Source organism: Falsiroseomonas bella (genome assembly GCF_003173615.1).
Lineage (GTDB): Bacteria > Pseudomonadota > Alphaproteobacteria > Acetobacterales > Acetobacteraceae > Falsiroseomonas > Falsiroseomonas bella.
In genome coordinates this window covers 824333-843226 of sequence record NZ_QGNA01000002.1, presented here as the reverse complement: position 1 = coordinate 843226, position 18894 = coordinate 824333, and the positions used below count along the sequence as shown (strand labels likewise).

Sequence of the window (18894 nt, the reverse complement as noted above, 5' to 3'; positions counted from 1 at the left end):
GCCGAGCGGCTTCCCGGCACAACACGCGCGCCGAAGGGGAAGGAACGAGGCCATGCGCGCAGCCTGGTACGAACGGAACGGTCCAGCACGGGAGGTGCTGGTGGTCGGCGAGATGCCCACCCCCTCACCCGGCCCCGGCGAGGTGCTGGTGCGGCTCGCCACCTCCGGCGTGAACCCCTCCGACTGGAAGACACGCGCCGGCAGCCGGCCCATGGTGGCGCCGCGCGTCATCCCGCACAGCGACGGCGCGGGCACCATCGCCGCCGTGGGGGATGGCGTGGACAAGGCGCGCATCGGCGAGCGCGTCTGGATCTGGAACGGCCAATGGAAGCGCCCCTTCGGCACCGCGGCCGAATACATCGCCCTGCCCGCCCCCCAGGCCGTGCGCCTGCCGGAGGGGACGAGCTTCGAGGCCGGCGCCTGCCTCGGCATCCCCGCGCTGACGGCCTGGCGCGCGGTGCAGACCGATGGCGGCGTCGCCGGGCAGAGCGTGCTGGTCGCCGGCGGCGCCGGCGCGGTCGGGCACTATGCCATCCAGATGGCGAAGCTGCTCGGGGCCACGCAGGTGATCGCGACGGTGAGCTCGGTGGAGAAGGCGGCGCATGCACGCGCGGCCGGCGCCGACCTCGTGCTGAACTACCGCGAGGAGGACGTGGCCGCGCGCGTCGCGGAGGCCACGGGCGGGCGCGGCGTGGACCGCGTGGTGGAGGTGGACCTCGCCGCCAATGCCGCGCTGCTGCCGCAGGTGGTGGCACGCGACGGGCTCTGCGTGTGCTACGGCTCGGGCAAGGCGGAGATGTCCCTGCCCTTCGGCCCGATGATCCTCTCGGGCGCCGCCATCCGCTTCTTCATCGTCTACGAGCTGTCGGCGGAAGCGCGCGCGCAGGGACTGGCGCAGCTCGATGCCTGGCTGGAGGCGGGCCTGCTGCAGCATGCGATCGGCGCCGTGCTTCCGCTGGACCGCATCGCGGAGGCCCACGAGCTGGTGGAGCGCGGCGCGGTCATGGGCAATGTCGTGCTGAGCTGCTGAGGGCCGATCGTTCACATTGCCGTGCCCGCACGCCGACGCGCGGGACAGGATCGCGGATCGGGGCCAAGCCAGCACGGCCGGGTTGCGGCAGGATGCTTTGCCGCGGGTGACGACCGAAGGACATGGACGACAGGAAGCGGATCGCCGGGCTGGTGAGGGACTACATCGCGCGCGAGCGGATGTCGCGGGACGCGTTCGCCCACCGCACGCGGCTGGGCAAGTCCACGGTGGACAAGCTGCTGACCGGCCTGTTCTCAGACCGCACCCTCGCCATCGTGGAGGGGCAGACCGGCCTCGTGCTGCGCCGGCCTGCCGCGACGGACACCGAAGGCGCGGCGGCGGAAGGCCCCTCCATCGCCGTGCTGCCCTTCACGAACATGAGCGGCGATCCGGCGCAGGACCACATCGCGGACGGCATCGCGGAGGACATCATCACCGCGCTGTCGCGGCTGCGCTGGCTGTTCGTCATCGCCCGCAACTCCAGCTTCGCCTATCGCGGCGCGGTGGATGTGCGCCAGGTCGCGCAGGAACTCGGCGTGCGCTACGTGCTGGAAGGCAGCGTCCGCACGGCGGAAGGGCGCATCCGCGTCACCGGGCAGCTGATCGATGCCGGCAGCGGCAAGCACATCTGGGCCGAGCGCTACGACCGGGCGCTCGCCGACGTCTTCGCGGTGCAGGACGAGATCACCACCCATGTGGTCGCCGCGATCGAGCCGCATCTCTACGCCGAGGAAGGCTTCCGCGCCGCCAGCCAGGCGCCCGAGAGCATGGATGCCTGGGGCCTCGTCGTGCGCGCGCTCGGGCTGATCAACCGCATCGGCCGGCGCGAGAACCAGGAGGCGCAGGAGCTGCTGCGCCGCGCCATCGCCATCGAGCCCGGCTATGCGCGCGCCCATGCCACGCTCGCCTGGGCGATCTGGTGGGCGACGCTCTGCTACGGCTGGCCCGACCCGCGAGAGGGCTACGCCACGGCGCGGCGCATCGCGGAGGAGGCCGTGGTGCTCGACCCCGCCGAGCCCTGGGCGCGGATGGTCCTGGGGATGAGCCTCAGCAACGCCGGCGCGCATGACCAGGCACTGGCGGAGCTGCGCACGGCGCGGGAGCTCAATCCCAACTCCGCCATCGGCCGCTCCATGCTCGGCTGGGCGCTGCTGCGGGCCGGCCAGTACGAGGAGGCGATCGCGGAGACCGGCCGCGCGCTGCGCATGAGCCCGCTCGACACCTTCGCAGGCATCTACAGCTCCACGCACGGGCTCGCGCTGCTCGGCGCCCGGCGCTTCGGGGAAGCCCTGCCGCATCTGCGCGCCTCCGTCGCCGCCTTCGCCGAGTATCCCGGCCACTACCACACGCTGATCAGCTGCTGCGGCCATCTGGGGCTGGTGGAGGAGGCACGGACCTTCATGGCGGTGCGCGAGAAGCTGGGCCCGCCGCTGCGCATCGCGGTGATCCGCCGCGTGCTGGCCAACTTCGCCCATTGCGCCACCTTCGTCGAAGGTCTGGAGAAGGCCGGCGTCCCGGAGTAGCGGCCGGCGCAAGCAGGGTCGCGGAAAGCCGCCGGAAAACTCCGGAAAACTCAGAAGATCGCGTCGGGCGACAGAATCGGGCAGCTTCGCAGCATGCACCACCCTGGCAGCGTGCCGCCGCGCCCGCCGCCCCGCGTGGCCCAGAACCGGAGAGACGCCGTGCATCTTGCCGAACTCGCCCGGCCCGCCGGGCTGCCACCCGCCTTGCCGGATCCTGGCCCGGTGCGCCTGCGCCCCGCCGTCGCGGCCGACGCCGAGGCCTGCGGCCGGGTCCTGCATGCCGCCCAGGCCGATCTCGCCGCCCGGCATGGGCTGGTGCCCGACGTCGCCTCCGCCGCCGAGGCCGCGATGCATGCCGCCGCGCTGCTGTCCGACCCCGCCATGTTCGGGGTGGTGGCCGAGCGCAGGGGCCAGGTTGTCGGGGCAAGCTTCCTGCAGGAGCGGGACGAGGTCCGCGGGATCGGCCCCACCGCGGTCGCACCGGGCCTGCAGGGCGCCGGGATCGGGCGGCGGCTGCTGCGGGCCGTGCTGGACAGGGCCGAGGGCGTTGGCAGCACGCGCCTCGTTCAGGATGCCGCGAGCCTGGCCGCGACCGCCCTCCATGCCGACCTCGGTTTCGAGGTGAAGGCGCCCCTGATGCTCCTGGCCGGCCATGCCCTGGCGGCGACCGACCCGGAGATCCGGGTGCGTGCCATGCAGGAGGAGGACGTCGAGGCCTGCGACCGGCTGCATGCCGCCGCGCATGGCGCCTCCCGCGGGCAGGAGATCCGTCACGCGCTCCGGGTCCATTCGCCTGTCGTGGCGGAGCGGCACGGCCGGATCGTCGGCTACCTGGCGGCGCCGGCCGCCTGGCGCAGCAACCACGGCGTCGCGGAGACCGCCGCCGAGATGGCGGCGCTGCTGGCTGGGGCGTCCGGGCTGCGCGGCGGGCCGGTCGCGCTGCTGCTGCCCGCCCGCCAGTCGGACCTGCTCCGCTGGTGCCTCAAGGCCGGGATGCGCGCGGTCAAGCCGATGCTGCTGCTCGCCAGGGGCGGGTATCGGGTGCCGGCGCGGTGCTGGGTTCCGTCGGCGCAATACTGACGCGCCGGCAGGCCGGTGCCGGCGCCGCATGGGGCGGCAGAACCGGCAGCAAGAGCACGATTCCCCACGATCATGGGCTCACCAGCAGCGACGCGACGCAAAAACGTGGCATTATGCGCCTAACGCAACGGCCTGCCGTACATGTCCCGCGTTACGGTACAAATTTGCACGCAATAGTTGACGCATTGGGCATCGCTTCGTCATAAGGATGGGTCTACCTGGATCGGCGCACGCTGGCGGCCAGAACTACGATTGGCGCGCCCCTGCGTTTGCCGCCGTGACGGCGGCTGGAGGCCCGCATGCGAGTCGGTTACGGCAGGAGCCCGGATCCCATGGCCGCCGTTCGGCAGGCCGTGGCGGCGCTCGGCTCGGCGGCGGACAGCCCGCAGCTTCTGATGGCCTTCTCCGGCGGCAAGCTCGATCCCTTCGCCGTGCGCGCGGCCCTGGGCGAGGTGCTTGGCCCGGTGCCCGTCGTCGGCGGCTCGGCGGCCGGCGCCATCTCGCGCGGCGGGTACGGCTACAGCGGATTCGAGCTCGGCCTCGTCGCCTTCGACGATCCCACCACCGCGCCGCAGCTTCTGGTGAGCCGCGGGCTGGAAGTGGACGAGCGCAAGGCCGGCGCCGATATCGGCGCGCAGGTCCGCAGCGTGGTGAAGCAGGACCAGGTGGTGCTGCTGCTGTTCGACAGCGTGGCCAGCACCCAGCCGCCCAAGCTGCACTACGCGAGCTCGATCGTCGCCGGGTTCAACGAGGCCGTCGGCAACGCCCCGGTGAACCTGCTCGGCGGCGGCCTGCTCACCGACATGAACATGTCCGGCGCCTGGGTGTTCGACGGCGACGGCGTCAGCAAGCACGCGACCGTCGCCCTGGTCTTCCCGCCTGCGGTCTCGGCCGAGACGGTCATCCTGCATGGCTGCCGCCCCGTAAGCGCCTTCATGGAGATCACCCGCATCGACGGCGCCACCGTCTACGAGCTGGATGGCGAGCCGGCACTGAAGGTGATCGAGCGCATGCTGGGCCTGCCGATCGGCGGCGGGCGCGGGCAGGAACTCTCGCTTGTCGCGACGCTCGGCCAGAAGCAGGGCGATCCCTACGCGCCCTATGACGAGAAGTCCTACGTGAACCGCCTGATCCTGAGCGCCGACGCGGCGAAGGGCTCGATCACCCTGTTCGAGCCCGACTTCGAGGAAGGCGCCCTGGTGCAGATCATGAGCCGCGACAACGGCCTCATGCTCGATTCCGTCCGCCGCGGCGTCGAGGAGATGAACCGCACCGTCCGCGACGGCGACAACCTTCTCGGCCTCTACATCGACTGCGCGGGCCGGGCGAGCGCGCGCAGCGGCTCCTCGATCGAGGAGGCGGAGCTGGTGGTGCGCGGGCTGGACGCCAATGTCCCGCTCCTCGGCTTCTATTCCGGCGTGGAGGTCGCGCCCTTCGACGGCGAGCACAGCCGGCCGCTCGACTGGACCGGTGTCCTCACGGTGCTGCGGAGACGCCGATGACGGAGCTCCGCGCTCTCGACATCGCCAAGCTCGAACGCGAACTCGCCTACTACCGGCGGGAATGCAACGACCTCGGGGCGCGCCTGCTGCGCCTGCAGGAGGAGCAGAGCCAGGCCTTCCGGGAAGCGCGGCGCAGCCGCACCGTCGCCAAGCTGATCCGCGAGGCGCACCGCCTGTCCGACCTCTGCGCAACGCCGGAGGAGCTCGGCGCCTCCATGCTCGAGGTGATCGTCGAGAACACGCTCTGCGACCGCGCCGCCTTCGTCCGGCGCGAGCCGTCGCCGACCACGCCGGACCTGTTCCGCGTGACGCATGCGGTCGGCTTCGGCTCCGACGCGCCGGCGGAATTCGCGAACGTGCCGGCCGCGCCGCCCTTCTTCCTCACCACCGCGCGCAGCGTCATCGAATCCCCCGCCTACGAGCTCACCGGCATCCTGCGCATGCCCTATGTGCTCTGGGCCTATGACCGGGCCTCGGGCCATGCGCTGATCCTCGGCAACCACTCGGAGGCGAATGTCAGCCGCCCCTTCGAGACGGGCGACCAGGAACTCGTGGAGGGCGCGCTCTCGGTCTACATCGACGTGCTGGCGCGCAAGCAGGCGGAGATCGAGCTGCGCATCGCCAAGGCGACGGCCGAGGAAGCGAGCGCGCTGCGCGCACGCTTCATCGCGACGCTGAGCCATGAGCTGCGCACGCCGCTCAACGCCATCATCGGCTTCTCCGACATGATGCTGCCGGGCTCGACCTATCGCCTGACGGACCACCAGCAATCCGAATACGCGCAGCAGATCAACGAGTCCGGGCGGCTGCTGCTGGAGCTGATCAACGACATCCTCGACTATTCCAGCATCGCCAAGGTGGCGCCGCAGCTCAGCCTGGTCTGGTGCCGCGCGGAGACGCTGATCGGCGCCTCGGTGCGCGAGCTCGCCGCGCTGGCCATCCAGAACGACGTGCGGCTGGAGGTGAAGCGCGGCGAGCCGGGCCTCGAGATCAGGGTGGACCAGCTCCGCTTCCGCCAGGTGCTGAACAACCTGCTGAGCAACGCCGTGAAGTTCACCGGTTCCGGCGGCAGCGTCACCGTCACGGCCCGCCAGAGACCCGATGGCGCGGCGGAGTTGCAGGTGCGCGACACGGGCGTCGGCATGCGGCCGGAGGACATTCCGCGCGCGCTCGAGCCTTTCCAGCAGATCGATGGCGGGCATGCGCGCAGCTTCCCGGGCACCGGCCTCGGGCTGCCGATCGCCAAGGGCCTGGTGGAGGCGCATGGCGGAACGATGCGCATCGTCAGCGCGCCCGGCGAGGGCACTGCGGTGACGATCCTGCTGCCGGAAGGCGTGGTGCGCGTCGGCGACATCCCGCCCGCTGCGGAGCCGCAGGCCTGAAGGCCTGACCGGCGGCGGCCATGCCGGCCGTGCCGGACCCGCCATTCCGCAGCTTCGCCCCTCCGAACGAAAGGGGTTTGCGCGCAGCGCATCCGCGCGGGCAACGAAAACATCAGGACTACACGAAGGAGACAAGTCCCGGCCACAGCCCGGGAGGGGGCGTCACGCGGCTGTTTCGCCAGGCGTGACCCGAAGGTGTCGCCGACCCGGGCAGGACGTTCCCGGGCCGGCGAGCGACCCGCGCTGGAGAAAGCGCGGGCCCGATCCGGACAGTTGTTTGCGTCAGCCCTCCTGCAGGCGTTGACCGAAGCCGACAGGGGCGGCGGCGTGGGCCGCCGGCTCGCGCCCGAGGGTCGCCGGCGCGGTGGCCGCCAGGCTCGCCAGGCTGCGGTCCACGGCGCGCATCAGGCCCCAGGCCTCGAAGTAGCCGGTCGGGAAGCCGGGCGAGCCGTTGTCGAGATCCTGCTGCCGCGCATGGATGTAGGTGGTCCACCGCTTCGTCGCGGGGCGGCGGTGATGGAAGTCGTGGCAGGGCGCGTCGCCGACCAGCACGAACAGCCGCACGAAGAGCTGCACCGTCAGCATGTTGGCCCACCAGCCGGCCCAGGCGACCACGCCGGGAAGGCTGTCGGCCTTCTCGAGCGGCGGCTGCGCGCCGGGGAACACGCCGCAGGTCGCGTGGCAGACGAACTCCTTGTCGCGCGCGGCGATCAGCTCGGCCTCGGGGAAGCTGTGCTCGACCAGGATGCGGAAGATCGTCGCGATCTGCAGCAGCACCGTGACCGGCAGCACCCAGGCCAGCAGGAACAGCCAGAAGGTGCCGGTCGCAACCGTGGCGACGATCGCCACGCTCCAGGCGACGCGGCCGACCCAGTCATGCGCGGCATCGCCGGTGAAGAGGCTCGCCTGGATGCGGCGCGACAGGAACTTCCAATGGAACACCGGCGAGACGCAGGCGACGATCACGCGGCGCCACAGCTCGCGCTTGGACAGGCCGGCCTCGAGGCCGAGCAGGCCCAGCACGAAGTCGGCGAACTCGTCTTCCTCCGTCAGCAACTTCTTGGCGCTGTGATGGATCATATGCTCGCGCTGGTAGTCCTCGAATCGCTTGAACAGCAGCAGCGCGGAGATGATCCGCCCGGCGCGCCGGTTGCCTTCGCGCGTCGCGAAGACCGTGCCGTGCGAGCAATGGTGGAAGATCACAACCTGGAATAGACCGAGGCCGCAGCTCGTTGCGGTCAATCCGATCGGCACCAGCAGCCAGAGCGCGAGTGCGGGCTCGCTCAGCAGGAAGGGCAGCACGGTCAGGGCACAACCGCCGATGATCCATGCCAGGGCGCCGAAAACGAAGGAAATTGCGGTGCGGGAGGGCGCCTCCTCCCCCGGTGCCGGCTTCGCGGTCAACCATGTGAGGAAGGGCTGCAGATACGTCGGCAAGCGTACGGCCATGGCTTCCCGGGGGCTCGGGAGCACGCGCGAGAGGGGGAGCTCGGTCTCGACTGCCGCTTCCCTCTGGCTGGGCAGAACAAGCATAGGGGTTCTCCTGTCCGGAACAGTGATCGTTCGTCCTGATGCGCAACTGATCGCGCGAGAGTGTATTGACACATCTTTCGATTGATCAGGAGAGCAAAGTCGCTACCAAGCCGGCGTGACCTGATTCCAAACGCGCCGCGGTGACCGCGACGACACGAAACCGGCCCGAAAGGCCCGACTCCGAACGATGATCTGCGAACAACGTCCGGAAACGGCGGTTTTCTGCCTTTCAGACAGTCTACAATGTCACGCAACCTTCGGCGGGCACTATGTCCGCGCCGCTGCGCGCGGCGGTGGCTGGCCTGCGTCGGCCTGCTCCAGGCCAGGCCGACGCACTTCGTAAGGAAGTCTCGTCTTGCTCAGAGCGTAATTCGTTTTGAACAAGGTCCCGAGTGCCGCCGGACAGCGGACAACCCGATCTGTCCAAGCATTGATCGAATCACTACTTAGGCGTGTGTAAGACGCCTCGGGCGCACCGGGCTGCACCGGCGCCCTGCCGCCGCGCCGTGTCCCCCTCTTGATCGGCGCGCCCGCCGGCGCCCATGACGTCGGCGCAAAGAGGTCCGGGAGTCGGCCGGGCGCTGCGGAAGGACGATACGATGGCAAAGGCGGTGGCCGAGGGGCCGACTGTCGCGGAGCAGCTGGCCGAGGCGGCGCTCGCCGCGCGCCCCGATGCGGCGGTGCGCGAAACCTGCGAGCGGCTGCTGATGGACATCATCGGCCTCTGCGTAGCGGCGCGCGGCACCGACTACGTCGCCGCGACGCTCGGCGCCGTCGAGGGCAGCGGCGGCTGCACCGCCTTCGGCCATGCGGGCGGGTTCAGCTCCGCCGATGCGGCGATCGTCAACGGCACCGCCTCGCATGGCGAGGATTATGACGACACCTTCGAAGGCGGCCCGATCCATTCGGGCGTGGTCGTCGTGCCGGCGGTGCTGGCCGCCGCCGAGCGATTCGGCCTGTCGGGCGCCGATGTGCTGCGCGGCATCGCGGTGGGCGCGGAGGCCGCGTGCCGCCTCTCCACGGTGGTGCCGAAGGCCGTGCACAAATCGGGCTTCCACCCCACCTGCGTCTTCGGCGCGCCTGCCGCCGCGCTGGCCGTCGCCGTCGCCATGCGGCTCAGCCCGCGGCAGGTCGTGGATGCCATCGGCATCTCCGGCTCCATGGCTTCCGGCATCATCGAATACCTGACGGACGGCGCCTGGACGAAGCGCCTGCATCCGGGCTGGGCGGCGCAGGCGGGGCTGCGCGCGGCGCTGCTGGCGAAGGGCGGCTTCTTCGGCCCGCGCACCGTCTTCGAAGGCCCGCACGGCCTGTTCCACGGCTTCGCGCACACCACCGAGGGCAACTGGGCCGCGCTGCTGGACGGGTTCGGCCGCGACTGGGTCGCGGCGACCATCGCCTTCAAGCCCTGGGCCAACGGCACGATGGTGCAGCCTTATGTGGATTGCGCGGTGAAGCTGCGCGCCCGCGGCGTGAAGGCCGAGGAGATCGCCTCGATCACCTGCGAGACGGCGGAGGGCATCCTGCACCGCCTGTGGGAGCCGCTCTCCTCGAAGCAGGCGCCGCCGAACGCCTATGCCGCCAAGTTCAGCGTGCCCTATGGCATCGCCGCCGGGCTCGTGCTGGGCGGTGCCGGGCTCGAGGCCTTCACCGAGGAGATGGTGATGCGCCACGATCTGCGGGGCCTCTGCGCCCGCGTGACCTATGTCGTGGATCCACAGAACCCCTATCCGCGCGCCTACACCGGCCATGTCCGCGCGACGCTGCGCGACGGCAGCGTGGTGGAGGAGCGGCAGGCGAACCTCCGGGGCGGCGCGGCGGACCCGCTCTCACGGGCCGAGATCGAGGCCAAGGCGCGCGACAATTGCCGTTATGGCGGATGGGACTCGGCGCGGGCCGAGGGGCTCATCGGCTTCGGCGCCCGGGCCTTCGACCTGCCGAAGCTGGACCTCACACCCTTCCGGGGGTGACGGGCTCTTCACTTTTTGTCAGGAACTGCGCGTTTTCTACCACTGGTTGCTGGAGCGTTAACGGGCGCGCGCCGCATGCTGCGGCATGCGCCCGATCGGCCCCGGCCTGCGCGATCCCCGGCCCCGCTTAACGCGGCGTTCAGACCTGCGGCCCATCATCCTGCGCATGATCAGCATGAACTCCCTCGCCGCCTTCACGGCGGAGGTCTCGCGCTTCCAAGGCCCCGCCCAGGCCCGCGCGGCGACGGCCGGCAGCCCAGCCGGCGGGGCGCCGACGGCGCCCGAGTCGTCGCGCCGCCTCGAAGCCCTGCCCCCGCCGCCGGCCTCGCCGCTGCCCCGCGGATCGCTGCTCGACCTGAAGGTCTGACCCGCGCCCCTGCGCCGCGCGCCCACGGAACGGGCCGCGGGCGCGACGTGATGCCGGCATGCCTTGCCGCCGCCCAGGCGACGCCCCAAGCTTCGCGCATGTCGTCAGCCATCAACTTCATCCGCCGGATTCCGGAAGGGGAGGACCGCGAGCGGCTGACCTGCGCCGATTGCGGCTTCGTCGCGTACGAGAACCCGAAGATCGTCACCGGCTCCGTCGTCGTGGCGGACGGCAAGGTGATGCTCTGCCGCCGCGCCATCGAGCCGCGCCGCGGCTTCTGGACCATCCCGGCCGGCTACATGGAGATGGGCGAGACCATTGAGGAAGCCGCCCGGCGCGAGGCGCGCGAGGAGGCCTGCGCCGACATCGCCATCGAGGGCATGCTCGCGGTCTATTCCATCGCGCGGATCGGCCAGGTGCAGGTGCTGTTCCGCGCGCGCCTGGCCAGCCCCGGCTTCGCGGCCGGGGCGGAAAGCCTGGAAGTGCGGCTCTTCGACTGGGATGAGATCCCGTGGGACGAGCTCGCCTTTCCCTCCGTCCACTGGGTCCTGCACGCGTGGCGGGACGCCGGCGCGGGGCCGCTCGGGGCGCCGCGCGGCAACCCGCCCGATGATCCGCGCGGCGTGCGCCGGCTCGGCCAGGGCGCATGAGCCTCCGCGGGGCGTTGCTGCTGCTCGGCCTGGCCATGGCGGGCTGCGCGCCGGCGCCGCCTTCGGCCGAGCTTGCCGCCGCCTCGTCCGCGCCCCAGGCCGCAGCCGCCCGGCTGCCGCTCAGCCTGGGCCAGCCGCTCGGCCTCACCGGGGCGGTGCATGCGACGGCGGCCGAGCCGGCGCCGGTGCCGAACCGGGAGATCGAGGGGCCGCCCGACCGGCGCGATCCGCTCGCACCGCGATTCGAGCCGATGGTGCTGCGGCAGGACCGGCCGCAGGGCATGACCTTCGGGAGCGAGCACATCCGCGACAGCGCGCCGGACCGCTCGCTGGAGACGTTCATCCCGGGCCTGCCGCTGAACGACGTGCTGCCGGGCGCGCGGGTCAGGATCCCCTTCGAGTAGCGCGCCGCCGGGGCGGGATCAGCCCTGCCCGGCCTGCGCCCGGCCGGCGCGCCACACCGCATCCGGCGCCTGCCAGATCGCCACGTCGCGCAGCATCGCGGCGAGGCCCGCGGCCATGCCCTCGAAGATCGCCCGGCCCTTCTCCGCCGTCGCCCCGCGCGGGTCGCCGCGCACGCCGGTGACGGGCGCACGCTCGGCGAAGGACCAGAAGCGCGTCGCCGCCGCATCGCCGGCCGCGAAGCCGCCGGGCGAGACGCTGTGCGCCACCTGGTCGGCGCGCACCTGCGACGGATCCAGATGCAGCCAAAGGCTCGTCTCGCCCTCGCAGGCGTGCTGGATGCCGGATTGCGTCGTCAGCGCCGCCGTGACCGCCTGGGGCGCCAGCTTCGTGATGGTGGTCGTCACTACCGGGATGCCGAATTCATGCGCGAGCTCCCGCGCGCTGACCGCCAGCGGCTCGATGTTGCCGCCATGCGAGTTCAGCAGGAACAGCTTGCGGAACCCGTCCGCCATGATCGAGCGCGTCACGCAGCGCAGCACGGCGGCGAAGGTGGCGTAGTCCAGGCTGACCGTGCCGCCGAAGGGAAAGTGGTGCTCCGAGAGGCCCATCCACATCGGCGGCAGCACCACCGCCGGCAGGTCGTCGGCGAGTTCCGCGCCGCGGATGGCGACCGCATGGCCGATGAAGCTGTCGGTCCAGACCGGCAGATGCGGCCCGTGCTGCTCGAGGCTCGCGACGGGCAGCACCACCACCGCGTCGCGTGCGGCCAGCGCGCGGAGTTCGGGCGCCGTCAGGCGTTCCCATCGGACTTCGGCCATGCGTCGTCTCCTTCCTCGTGCCGCCAGCATGCGCCGGCGGGCGCGGCGCGCAAGACAGCGCGTTTCCGCCGCGACACAAACGAAGCGGCGCCGCAATGCAGCCCAGCCTCGCAGCCGCTACGCTCCGCGCATGATCCTGCAAGGCATCCTGTTCGGCATGAGCTGGCTGACGCTCGGCGTCATCCTGTTCTTCTTCCTCTGGGGCGTGTCGGACGGCACCGTCTCCGCCGACAACATCCTGCTCTGGGCAGTGCTGATCGCGGTGCCCTCCGCCATCCTGTGGGCCGCCATGACGCTGCGCGCGAAAGGGCGTCGCGGCGCCGCCATGGCGCTTGCGAGCCTGCTGGCGGTGCCGGCGCTGCTGGCGGGCATCGTCATCCTCGTCTTCATCAGCAACCCGCCGCAGTGGCACTGATGCGACCGGTCTGGGCCTGGCGGCTGATGATGCTGGTGGCGATCCCCTCGCTCGCGCTGTTTGCGATGTCGGTCGCCTCGCAGCTGCCCTACGTGCTGGCCGATCCCACGCACAAGGACCGCGAGGGCGTGCTGCTCTGGGCCACGGTGACCGTGGCGGCCGCTCTCAGCCTGGTGGCCAGCCTGCTCTTCCGCCTGCGCGGCCGCATGACGCCGGCGATCCTGCTGGTCGCGGTGGTGGCATTGCCCGCCCTCGCGCTGATCGCCTTCTTCCTGCTGATCGTCGGGATGTTCATCGCGAAGGATCTGTGAGCGCCCGCGCGCTCAGTCGAGCCCCACCAGGCCGCGGGCGAAGTCGCGAGCGGTGAAGGGGCGCAAATCGTCCGCCTTCTCGCCGACGCCGACGAAATGCACGGGCAGCCCGAACTCCTGCGCCAGCGCGACGACGACGCCGCCCTTGGCGCTGCCGTCGAGCTTCGTCACCGCCAGCCCGTCCACCTCCACCATCTCGCGGAAGACCTTCACCTGGCTCAGCGCGTTCTGGCCGGTGGTGGCGTCCAGCGTCAGCAGCACGGAATGCGGCGCGGTCTCGTCCAGGCGGCGGATCACGCGGATGATCTTCCGCAGCTCCTCCATCAGGGCGGACTTGTTGTGCAGCCGGCCGGCCGTGTCGATCAGCAGCACGTCCATGCCCTCGGCCTTCGCACGCGCCAGCGCGTCATGCGCGAGGCCCGCGGCGTCGGCGCCCATCTTCGCCGGCGCGACGACCGGGCAGCCGGTGCGCTCGCCCCAGATCTGCAGCTGTTCCACCGCCGCGGCGCGGAAGGTGTCGCCGGCCGCGAGCATGACCTTCAGCCCCTCGCGGCGATACTGCTGGCCGAGCTTGGCGATGGTGGTGGTCTTGCCCGTGCCGTTGACGCCGACCACCAGCACGACATGCGGCGCGCGCGCGGGCCGGAGCTCCAGCGGCTTCGCGACCGGCACAAGGATCTCGGCGATGCTCTCGGCGAGGGTCGCCTTCACCTCCTCGTCGGTGACCTCCTTGCCGAAGCGCGTCTTGCGGAAGCCCTCCACGATGCGCCGCGCGGCGGGCAGGCCGAGATCGGCGGTGATCAGCGTATCCTCGAGTTCCTCCAGCGCCTCGTCATCCAGCTTGCGCTTGCGGAAGACGGTGGTGATCGTCTCCGTCAGTCGCGCGGTGGAACGCGAGAGGCCGGCCTTGAGCCGGGCGAACCAGCCGCCGCGCTGCTCGGGTTCCGGTTCCGGTTCGCGTTCCGGTGTGTCCGGCACGGTGCTGGCCAGCGCCTCCCGCAGCGCCGCCTCGTCTTCGCGCGGCGCGGGCGGCAGCGGCGGAGGCGGTTCGGGCGGGGGTGGCGGCGGCGGCGGCGCTGCCGAGGGCGGGATCGGCGCCTGCGGCGTCTCGTAGGGCGGCGGCAGGTTGGGGTCCGGCATGACCGGCACCGCGGGCGGCGGGATCGGCGGCTCCGGCGCGGCAACCGGATCCTGCGGCCCCTCCCCCGGCGTGCCGCGGCCGCGCAGCCTGTCCCAGAATCCCTTGAGCGCCATGCGTCAGGCCGCCTCTCCGATCAGGCCGTCATCCCCGGCGGCAACGATGCGCAGCGCGCGAAGTTCGCCCGGGTTCCCCGCCTCCGCGGCGAGGCGCACCGGCGCGAAATGCGCGGAATGCCCGCGATCCGCCCGCTCCAGCAGCACCTGCTCCGTCATCCCGATGCGGCTGTCGTAGAAGCGACGCGCCGCGCGGCGCCCGGCCTCCCGCAGCCGCGCCGCGCGCTCACGCCGCAGCAGCTTCGGCAATTGCGGCATGCGCGCCGCCGGCGTGCCGGGGCGTTCGGAATAGGGAAACACATGCAGGAAGGTCAGGCCGCAGCGCTCCACCATGTCGAGCATCGCGGCGAAGTGGTCTTCCGTCTCGGTCGGGAAGCCGGCGATCAGGTCGGCGCCGAAGACGATGTCGGGGCGCAGCCGTCGCGCGCGGTCGCACAGCGCCTCCGCATCGGCGCGCAGATGCCGGCGCTTCATGCGCTTCAGGATCAGGTCGTCGCCATGCTGCAGCGAGAGATGCAGATGCGGCATCAGCCGCTCCTCCTCCGCGATCAGGCGCCAGAGATCCTCGTCCATCTCCACCGGATCGAGGGAGGAGAGGCGCAGACGCTTCAGTTCCGGCACCAGCGCCAGCAGCCGCCGCGCCATCTGGCCGAGCGTCGGCGCGCCGGGCAGATCGGGGCCGTAGCTCGTGATGTCGACGCCGGTCAGCACCGCTTCCGCGTAGCCGCGCGCCACCAGCGCCCGCACCTGGTCCACGATGGCGCCGATCGGCACGCTGCGCGAGGGGCCGCGGCCATAGGGGATGACGCAGAAGGTGCAGCGATGGTCGCAGCCCTGCTGCACCTGCACGAAGGCGCGCGCGCGGCCGGCGAAGTCGGTGACGAGATGCGCCGCCGTCTCGGTCGCCGCCATGATGTCCGTCACCGGCGCGGGCGTGTCGAGCGCGGCCCAGCTCTCGGCCTTCAGCTTGTCGGCATTCCCGAGCACGCGCGCGACGCCCGGCAGCGCGGCCCAGTCATCCGGCGCGATCTGCGCAGCGCAGCCTGTCACGACGATGCGCCGGCCCGGATTCTCGCGCGCGGCCTTGCGGATCGCCTGGCGCGCCTGGCGCTCGGCCTCGGCGGTGACGGCGCAGGTGTTGACGATGATCGCATCCCCCTGCCCGGCCTTCGCCGCAAGGTCGCGCATCGCCTCCGACTCATAGGCGTTGAGCCGGCAGCCGAAGGTCAGGATCTCAGGCTGCATAGCGTGCGAGGTCGAGCTCGCCCGTGAAGGCCGTGGCGACGGGGCCGGTCATCAGCACATGCCCGTCCGCGCGCCATTCCATCTCGAGCGGCCCGCCGGGCAATTCGACGGTCGCGCTGCGCCCCGTCAGCCCGCGCCGGGCGGCGTTGACGATGGTGGCGCAGGCGCCGGAGCCGCAGGCGAGCGTCATCCCCGCGCCGCGCTCCCACATCACCAGCCGGATGCGCTCGGGCGAGAGCACCTGCGCGAAGCCGATATTGGCCCGCTCGGGGAAGAGCGGGTCGCGTTCCAGCTTCGGCCCGATCTCCGCCACCGGGATGGCGTCGAGGTCGTCCACGAAGAAGGTCGCGTGCGGATTGCCCATGGAACAGGCCGCGGGGTCGGCGACCGGACCCAGCGCCAGCGGCAGATGCAGCGTGTCCATCTCCCGCGCCAGCGGCACATCCCACCAGCCGAGCCGCGCGGGGCCCATGTCGGCGCGCCAGAGGCCGCCGGGCAGCCTCTCCACCGGCAGGTCGCCGGCGATGGTGCGGACCACAACGCGGTCCTTGCCGGCCTCCTCCGCGACCAGCGACGCGACGCAGCGCGTGGCGTTGCCGCAGGCGCCGGCCTCCGACCCGTCCGGGTTCAGGATGCGCATGAACACATCTGCGCCGGCAGGCGGCGGCTCCATGACGATGAGCTGGTCGAAGCCGATGCCGCGGTGCCGGTCGCCGATGGCGCGCGCCGCGCCGGCCGTGACCGCCAGCGGCCGGTCTCGGGCGTCGAGCACGACGAAGTCGTTGCCCAGGCCATGCATCTTGCGGAAGGGGACCATCGTCGCCCGCATATAGGCCGCCAGGCCGGTCCCCGGAACCCGCCGCATGGCGCGGGGCCATCGTCACACCCCTCTCATGCGGCCGTCACGCGCCTGTCTCCGGCCTCGCCTAGCCTCCCGCGCCGTCAAGGAGGCTCACTCATGACGATCCGACGCCGGGCGCTTCTGGCCACCCCGCTGGCCCTGCCGGCCCTGCTGCCGCGCGTCGCCGGCGCCCAGGCCGACGGCCGCCCGGTGCTGCGCATCGCCGTGCAGGCCCTGCCGCCGACGCTGGAGCCGCTGGAGGCGATCTCCAATGTCGGCCTGCGCGTCACCTACAACGTCTTCGACACGCTGTGGCGCCGCGACTTCGCCCGCGAGGCGCGCGAGGGTGGACGGCACCTCACTCCCTTCGTCGCGACCTCCCTCGTGCAACGGGATCCGCTGAGCTGGGTGGCGGAACTGCGCACCGATGTCCGCCTGCAGGACGGCACGCTGCTGACCAGCGCCGACGTGCTCTCCACCTTCTCGGCCGAGCGGATGTGGGGCGAGCGGACCCAGACCTTCGAGGGCCGGGTCAATTTCGGCCACCTCGCCGGGGTGGAGGCCGAGGGCCCGCATCGCGTGGTGTTCCGCACCCAGTCGCCCGACCCGGTGATGCCGCAGCGCCTGGCCGCCTATGGCGGCTGGATCCATTCCGCGGCCTTCTATGCTGCGCAAGGGCTGGACGGCATGCGCCGCGCCCCGGTGGGCAGCGGCCCTTATCGCGTCGCCAGCTTCCAGCGCGACCAGCGCCTGGTGCTGGAGGCGCATGACGAGTACTGGGGCGGCCGGCCGCCGGTGCGCCAGATCGTCTTCACCGCGGTGCCGGAAGCCTCCTCCCGCCTCGCCGGGCTGCACGCCGGCGACTATGACCTCGTCACCAACCTGCTGCCCGAACAGGCCGAGAGCCTGGCGCGCCACCCCCGGGTGGAGGGCGTGGAGGTGCCGCTCGATTTCGCGCACATCCTCTACTACGACACGCGCCGTGGCCCGCTGCGCGATGCGCGCATCCGCCAGGGCCTCAATCACGCCGTGGACTACGACACGCTCGGCCGCAGCCTCTGGGGCGAGGGCTACCGGCGCATGGCGGCGCTGCAGATTCCGGCCTTCGGCGAGCTCTACGACGCGGACCGCAAGGGCTTCACCTACGACCCCGACCGCGCACGGCGACTGCTGCGCGAAGGCGGCTATGGCGGGGAGGAGCTGATCATCCGCATCGCGCCGAACTACTATCTGCAGATGCTGCAGGCGGTGCAGGTGATCCAGGAGATGTGGCGCGCCGTCGGCGTCAACACCCGGCTGGAAACCCGCGAGAACCTCGCCTCCGTCACCCAGCCCGGCGCCGACATCCGCCCGACCTCCATCGCATTCCGCTTCCCCGATCCGCTCGGCGGCGGCCTCGCTGTGCATCTCTCGAAGGAATACTCACTGCAGCGCAGCGGTTTCTGGCAGCCGGTGCGCTACAACGCGATCGTGGACGCGCTGCGCGTCGCCACCGCGCCCGAGGATCGCAAGCGCCTGTGGCTGGCGCTGCTCGACGAATACGAGGCCGAGGCGCCGGCGCTGATCCTCTATCCGGTGCGCGAATACATCGGGAAGTGGCGCGACATGCGCTGGTCGCACCCGCCGCTCTACTACATGGATTTCCGCGCCACCAACCTGGCCTTCGGGTGAGGAGCAGAGCCTTGTCGAAGATCGTCTTCCTGTCCGACCTGCACCTTTCGCACACGCATGGCTTCTTCTGGGAGAATTTCCGGCGCGCGCGCGATGCGGCGAATGCGTCGGAAGCGGATCTGGTGATCGTCACGGGTGATCTCTGCATCAACGGCCCCGACAGCGACGCGGAGATGCAGTTCGCCGCCCAGGCGCTTGAAGGGCTGGAGGCGCGTGTCTTCGCCCTGCCCGGCAACCACGATGTCGGCGACGAGCCGCCCGGCCAGGACCCCGCCCAGATCGTGGACGAGGCGCGCCTCGCGCGCTGGGATGCAGCCTTCACCGCGGACCGCTTCGCCATCGAGGCCGGCGCCTGGCGCGTGATCGGCGTCAATGCGCAGCTCTTCGGCTCGGGCCTGCCGCGCGAGGCCGAGCAGGAGGCCTGGCTGGATGAGGAACTCGCAGGCGCGCGGGGCAGGCCCGTCGCGCTCGTGCTGCACAAGCCGCTCTTCGTCGAGCATGCCGGGGAGGATGCGCCCACCGTCTCCTCGCTCAACCCGGCGCCGCGATCCGCGCTGCTGGCGAAGCTGCAGGCCGCCGGCGTGCGGATGGTCATCAGCGGCCACCTGCATGCCAGCCGGGACCGCGTCGTGGACGGGATCCGCCATCTCTGGCTGCCGGCCTGCGCCTTCCTCGGCGCCGGGTCGCATGGCGGCGCGCCCGAGGTGGGCGCCGTCAGCGTGGACTTCGCCACGCCGGAGGCGGTGGTGGCGCCGCTGCCCGGGCTGGAGCTGACGCCCTTCGTGCTGGCGGAGATCAAGCAGCATGGCCGCTGGAAGTTCCTGCGCGACATGCCGCCCTGCCCGCCCGAGGTGGCGAGCGCGGCGGAGTAGGACTTCCGCCAGCCGGCACTTTCGG

General features: G+C 71.7%; 18 protein-coding genes. 13 read left to right on the top strand and 5 right to left on the bottom strand.

The annotated features are described in order from the left end of the window. Nucleotides 1–52 precede the first annotated feature (52 nt). From DFH01_RS12230 to DFH01_RS12210, 5 genes are all read left to right on the top strand, one after another. The gene (locus DFH01_RS12230) at nucleotides 53–1030 is read left to right on the top strand and encodes an NADPH:quinone reductase (RefSeq protein ID WP_109870692.1); all 978 of its coding nucleotides are present in this window, start codon (nucleotides 53–55) and stop codon (nucleotides 1028–1030) included. Nucleotides 1031–1152: 122 nt separating this feature from the next. Next, a complete protein-coding gene (locus DFH01_RS12225; RefSeq protein ID WP_109870691.1) occupies nucleotides 1153–2553 on the top strand; it encodes a tetratricopeptide repeat protein in 1401 nt (466 codons plus the stop codon). 93 nt (nucleotides 2554–2646) lie between these two features. Further along, nucleotides 2647–3633: a GNAT family N-acetyltransferase gene (locus DFH01_RS12220; protein WP_109870690.1), complete on the top strand. Its 987-nt coding sequence runs from the start codon at nucleotides 2647–2649 to the stop codon at nucleotides 3631–3633. A 332-nt stretch (nucleotides 3634–3965) separates the two neighbouring features. Then, nucleotides 3966–5135: an FIST signal transduction protein gene (locus DFH01_RS12215; RefSeq protein ID WP_158287728.1), complete on the top strand. Its 1170-nt coding sequence runs from the start codon at nucleotides 3966–3968 to the stop codon at nucleotides 5133–5135. Continuing rightward, nucleotides 5132–6517: a sensor histidine kinase gene (locus DFH01_RS12210; RefSeq protein ID WP_109870688.1), complete on the top strand. Its 1386-nt coding sequence runs from the start codon at nucleotides 5132–5134 to the stop codon at nucleotides 6515–6517. Before DFH01_RS12215 ends, DFH01_RS12210 begins: the two co-directional genes overlap by 4 nt. A 282-nt stretch (nucleotides 6518–6799) precedes the next feature. On the opposite strand, the gene DFH01_RS12205 is transcribed toward DFH01_RS12210, so the two are convergent. Next, nucleotides 6800–7954 (bottom strand): fatty acid desaturase, encoded by a 1155-nt coding sequence (locus DFH01_RS12205; protein ID WP_158287727.1) that lies wholly within the window; start codon nucleotides 7952–7954, stop codon nucleotides 6800–6802. A gap of 695 nt (nucleotides 7955–8649) precedes the next feature. Between DFH01_RS12205 and DFH01_RS12200 the strand changes: the two genes are divergently transcribed. The 4 genes from DFH01_RS12200 (at nucleotide 8650) to DFH01_RS12185 (ending at nucleotide 11441) form a co-directional block, all read left to right on the top strand. Continuing rightward, nucleotides 8650–10020, top strand: coding sequence for an MmgE/PrpD family protein (locus DFH01_RS12200; RefSeq protein ID WP_109870686.1), 1371 nt, complete (start codon nucleotides 8650–8652; stop codon nucleotides 10018–10020). 166 nt (nucleotides 10021–10186) lie between these two features. Next, nucleotides 10187–10387 carry a hypothetical protein gene (locus DFH01_RS12195; protein WP_146217047.1) on the top strand — a complete coding sequence of 67 codons (201 nt, stop codon included), beginning with the start codon at nucleotides 10187–10189 and terminating at the stop codon, nucleotides 10385–10387. A 98-nt stretch (nucleotides 10388–10485) separates the two neighbouring features. Further along, nucleotides 10486–11037 carry an NUDIX hydrolase gene (locus DFH01_RS12190; protein WP_109870684.1) on the top strand — a complete coding sequence of 184 codons (552 nt, stop codon included), beginning with the start codon at nucleotides 10486–10488 and terminating at the stop codon, nucleotides 11035–11037. Next, complete coding sequence (locus DFH01_RS12185) at nucleotides 11034–11441, top strand: hypothetical protein (protein WP_146217046.1); 408 nt, start codon at nucleotides 11034–11036, stop codon at nucleotides 11439–11441. Before DFH01_RS12190 ends, DFH01_RS12185 begins: the two co-directional genes overlap by 4 nt. An 18-nt stretch (nucleotides 11442–11459) precedes the next feature. Here DFH01_RS12185 and DFH01_RS12180 read toward each other — a convergent pair whose 3' ends face one another. Further along, nucleotides 11460–12260: a creatininase family protein gene (locus tag DFH01_RS12180; RefSeq protein WP_109870682.1), complete on the bottom strand. Its 801-nt coding sequence runs from the start codon at nucleotides 12258–12260 to the stop codon at nucleotides 11460–11462. A gap of 130 nt (nucleotides 12261–12390) precedes the next feature. On the opposite strand from DFH01_RS12180, the gene DFH01_RS12175 reads away from it, so the two are divergent. Next, complete coding sequence (locus tag DFH01_RS12175; RefSeq protein WP_109870681.1) at nucleotides 12391–12675, top strand: hypothetical protein; 285 nt, start codon at nucleotides 12391–12393, stop codon at nucleotides 12673–12675. Then, nucleotides 12675–12986 (top strand): hypothetical protein, encoded by a 312-nt coding sequence (locus DFH01_RS12170; RefSeq protein ID WP_146217045.1) that lies wholly within the window; start codon nucleotides 12675–12677, stop codon nucleotides 12984–12986. The genes DFH01_RS12175 and DFH01_RS12170 overlap by 1 nt, the downstream gene beginning before the upstream one ends. Nucleotides 12987–12998: 12 nt before the next feature. Here the strand turns inward: DFH01_RS12170 and ftsY are convergent, their stop codons facing one another. From ftsY to dapF, 3 genes are all read right to left on the bottom strand, one after another. Beyond that, nucleotides 12999–13964: a signal recognition particle-docking protein FtsY gene (gene ftsY / locus DFH01_RS12165; RefSeq protein ID WP_442899697.1), complete on the bottom strand. Its 966-nt coding sequence runs from the start codon at nucleotides 13962–13964 to the stop codon at nucleotides 12999–13001. Nucleotides 13965–14243: 279 nt separating this feature from the next. Further along, a complete protein-coding gene (gene mtaB, locus DFH01_RS12160) occupies nucleotides 14244–15485 on the bottom strand; it encodes a tRNA (N(6)-L-threonylcarbamoyladenosine(37)-C(2))-methylthiotransferase MtaB (RefSeq protein WP_109870679.1) in 1242 nt (413 codons plus the stop codon). Continuing rightward, on the bottom strand, nucleotides 15475–16302 hold the full coding sequence (gene dapF / locus DFH01_RS12155) for a diaminopimelate epimerase (RefSeq protein WP_109870849.1): 828 nt from the start codon (nucleotides 16300–16302) through the stop codon (nucleotides 15475–15477). Before dapF ends, mtaB begins: the two co-directional genes overlap by 11 nt. A 141-nt stretch (nucleotides 16303–16443) precedes the next feature. On the opposite strand from dapF, the gene DFH01_RS12150 reads away from it, so the two are divergent. Both DFH01_RS12150 and DFH01_RS12145 read left to right on the top strand, forming a co-directional pair. Then, nucleotides 16444–17997 carry an ABC transporter substrate-binding protein gene (locus tag DFH01_RS12150; RefSeq protein WP_158287726.1) on the top strand — a complete coding sequence of 518 codons (1554 nt, stop codon included), beginning with the start codon at nucleotides 16444–16446 and terminating at the stop codon, nucleotides 17995–17997. Between the two features lie 11 nt (nucleotides 17998–18008). Next, nucleotides 18009–18869, top strand: coding sequence for a metallophosphoesterase family protein (locus DFH01_RS12145; RefSeq protein ID WP_158287725.1), 861 nt, complete (start codon nucleotides 18009–18011; stop codon nucleotides 18867–18869). Nucleotides 18870–18894 lie beyond the last annotated feature (25 nt).

What these genes read in the sequence shown, in the direction of transcription:
- DFH01_RS12230 (WP_109870692.1), top strand. Translation starts at nt 53, where the DNA reads ATGCGCGCAGCCTGGTACGAACGGAACGGTCCAGCACGGGAGGTGCTG.
- DFH01_RS12195 (WP_146217047.1), top strand. Translation starts at nt 10,187, where the DNA reads ATGATCAGCATGAACTCCCTCGCCGCCTTCACGGCGGAGGTCTCGCGC.
- DFH01_RS12190 (WP_109870684.1), top strand. Translation starts at nt 10,486, where the DNA reads ATGTCGTCAGCCATCAACTTCATCCGCCGGATTCCGGAAGGGGAGGAC.
- DFH01_RS12220 (WP_109870690.1), top strand. Translation starts at nt 2,647, where the DNA reads ATGCACCACCCTGGCAGCGTGCCGCCGCGCCCGCCGCCCCGCGTGGCC.
- DFH01_RS12175 (WP_109870681.1), top strand. Translation starts at nt 12,391, where the DNA reads ATGATCCTGCAAGGCATCCTGTTCGGCATGAGCTGGCTGACGCTCGGC.
- dapF (WP_109870849.1), bottom strand. Translation starts at nt 16,302, where the DNA reads ATGGTCCCCTTCCGCAAGATGCATGGCCTGGGCAACGACTTCGTCGTG.
- DFH01_RS12180 (WP_109870682.1), bottom strand. Translation starts at nt 12,260, where the DNA reads ATGGCCGAAGTCCGATGGGAACGCCTGACGGCGCCCGAACTCCGCGCG.
- mtaB (WP_109870679.1), bottom strand. Translation starts at nt 15,485, where the DNA reads ATGCAGCCTGAGATCCTGACCTTCGGCTGCCGGCTCAACGCCTATGAG.
- DFH01_RS12150 (WP_158287726.1), top strand. Translation starts at nt 16,444, where the DNA reads ATGACGATCCGACGCCGGGCGCTTCTGGCCACCCCGCTGGCCCTGCCG.
- DFH01_RS12215 (WP_158287728.1), top strand. Translation starts at nt 3,966, where the DNA reads ATGGCCGCCGTTCGGCAGGCCGTGGCGGCGCTCGGCTCGGCGGCGGAC.
- DFH01_RS12170 (WP_146217045.1), top strand. Translation starts at nt 12,675, where the DNA reads ATGCGACCGGTCTGGGCCTGGCGGCTGATGATGCTGGTGGCGATCCCC.
- DFH01_RS12200 (WP_109870686.1), top strand. Translation starts at nt 8,650, where the DNA reads ATGGCAAAGGCGGTGGCCGAGGGGCCGACTGTCGCGGAGCAGCTGGCC.
- DFH01_RS12185 (WP_146217046.1), top strand. Translation starts at nt 11,034, where the DNA reads ATGAGCCTCCGCGGGGCGTTGCTGCTGCTCGGCCTGGCCATGGCGGGC.
- DFH01_RS12210 (WP_109870688.1), top strand. Translation starts at nt 5,132, where the DNA reads ATGACGGAGCTCCGCGCTCTCGACATCGCCAAGCTCGAACGCGAACTC.
- DFH01_RS12225 (WP_109870691.1), top strand. Translation starts at nt 1,153, where the DNA reads ATGGACGACAGGAAGCGGATCGCCGGGCTGGTGAGGGACTACATCGCG.